Genomic DNA, 1,578 nt, shown 5'->3' on the forward strand with positions numbered 1-1,578 from the left:
TTGCAGCGTGGGTGTCGCCACGCACGCGTTTTCGGTGATGTCCTGTGTGGCGATCGCCACTTCGATTTCGTCTGTCGTCATCGACATTCTCCCTTTGAATGTCGACGCGTCGGCCGGGAGGCGCGCGGCGGGGCAAGGGCGCGCGGAACGCGCGGGCCTTCAGGCCTTCACCCTTGCAGCGCCGCGCGCGTCACGGCAGCGGATTTTCCTGTCGTGAGCGTCCGTCTCTTGCGCTTCTCACCTGCGCGTTGCCGGAGTCGGTGGTCTGGGAGGTGCCTGGCCCGGTAGCGTGCGGGGCGTTGCTTAAGGGGGTCGTTGCAGGTCGGTTACGCGTGATCGGCATTCTGCTCCGCTAATCTGCTCCGAGGGACTGCAGGGGGGGTGTCTTCTCGGAGGTTCCGCGGTATTGGGAATTACCAATTCTCATCTGGGAAATTCTAAGTATGACCGCAGCAACCGACATGAAGACGTTTGCCACGCTGACTGCGGACATTGTCTCAGCGTATTTGAAGCATAACGCGATCGAGCCTGCCGAGGTCCCAACGCTCATCGCCGCTGTCCACGGCAGCTTGGTTGGTCAGGGCCAGCCCGTGATCGAGGGGCCGCCTCCGCTGGCACCCGCTGTTCCTGTCAAGAAGAGCGTGCATCCCGACTATCTCGTCTGCCTGGAGGACGGCAAAAAGCTCAAGATGCTCAAGCGTCATCTTGCGAACGCCTACGATCTGACGCCCGCCCAATACCGTGCCAAATGGGGCCTGCCGTCCGATTATCCGATGGTGGCGCCGAGCTACGCGGAGCGACGTAGCGCCTTGGCGAAAAGCATCGGATTGGGTCGGCGAACGCCCGCTACCGTGCCGGCACCGATCGTTAAACGACGCCGCGCCAAACGGACCTGATCCTGGCGCAGCCGCGCCCTCACGGGTCATCGTCGAAGAGCTCGAGACGATCGTCCGCCACGGCGTCGGCGTCGAACAGTACGAAGTCACACCCCTTACTTCTCGCGAGTGCGTATACCGGTCGCAGTTCGGCGCAGGCGGCGAGATCCTCGCAGCCGTCGGCATCTTCGGGCACGTGCATGAGCCAGCCGAAACGACCGCTCATCGAGACCAGATCTGGCCGCTGCTCGAGGAGCGCGCGGGTGGCAGGACAAAGGTGCGCGGTGCTGAGATCGAGGAATCGACGGACAGTGCCTATGGTGCCGCTCTTTCGTGATGTTTCGGAATTTTCGTGATGGGGGCTCGCGCGTCGATCATCTGAGCTGAAGAACTGGCACGTCGACGCTCGCGGCGACGGCGATCGGTTGTACCCAGATCGGCGCGGCGTTGAGCATGAAGCTTTCTCCGCTCCAGGCGGCCAACAGGGTACGCCCCATCGTCTCGGCGATCGCCTGGGCGGCGGCGGGAGGCACCGCGTTGCCGATCCGCTCACGCCATGCGGAATCGCTCAACCCGTCGAGCTCGGCCCGTTCCTCCGGATCGAACAGAGACTGCAGGGCGGCGAGTTCGGCGGTGGTGAACGGCCGGTGCCAGGTCCCGTCCTCGGCCCGGATCACGGCGACCAGCTTGTCGGTGGCTGCCG

The 1,578-nt window shown here is 64.1% G+C and carries 3 protein-coding genes and 1 pseudogene; 2 read left to right on the forward strand and 2 right to left on the reverse strand.

What is annotated here, in order from left to right:
- Positions 1-217 (forward strand): hypothetical protein (locus tag FHR90_RS17125; RefSeq protein WP_221188303.1); only part of this gene is annotated, 217 nt, incomplete at its 5' end.
- A 226-nt stretch (positions 218-443) separates the two neighbouring features.
- On the forward strand, positions 444-896 hold the full coding sequence (locus FHR90_RS17130; protein ID WP_176621761.1) for a MucR family transcriptional regulator: 453 nt from the start codon (positions 444-446) through the stop codon (positions 894-896).
- Positions 897-915: 19 nt separating this feature from the next.
- Here the strand turns inward: FHR90_RS17130 and FHR90_RS17135 are convergent, their stop codons facing one another.
- The gene (locus tag FHR90_RS17135) at positions 916-1,194 is read right to left on the reverse strand and encodes a DUF5983 family protein (RefSeq protein ID WP_456305523.1); all 279 of its coding nucleotides are present in this window, start codon (positions 1,192-1,194) and stop codon (positions 916-918) included.
- Between the two features lie 55 nt (positions 1,195-1,249).
- Positions 1,250-1,578, reverse strand: a pseudogene (locus FHR90_RS17140) (DNA cytosine methyltransferase); the annotation flags it as partial.

This window comes from Endobacter medicaginis (genome assembly GCF_014192375.1).
Lineage (GTDB): Bacteria > Pseudomonadota > Alphaproteobacteria > Acetobacterales > Acetobacteraceae > Endobacter > Endobacter medicaginis.

Excerpts from the sequence above, each read along its gene's own strand:
- FHR90_RS17130 (WP_176621761.1), top strand. The coding sequence starts at position 444 with ATGACCGCAGCAACCGACATGAAGACGTTTGCCACGCTGACTGCGGAC.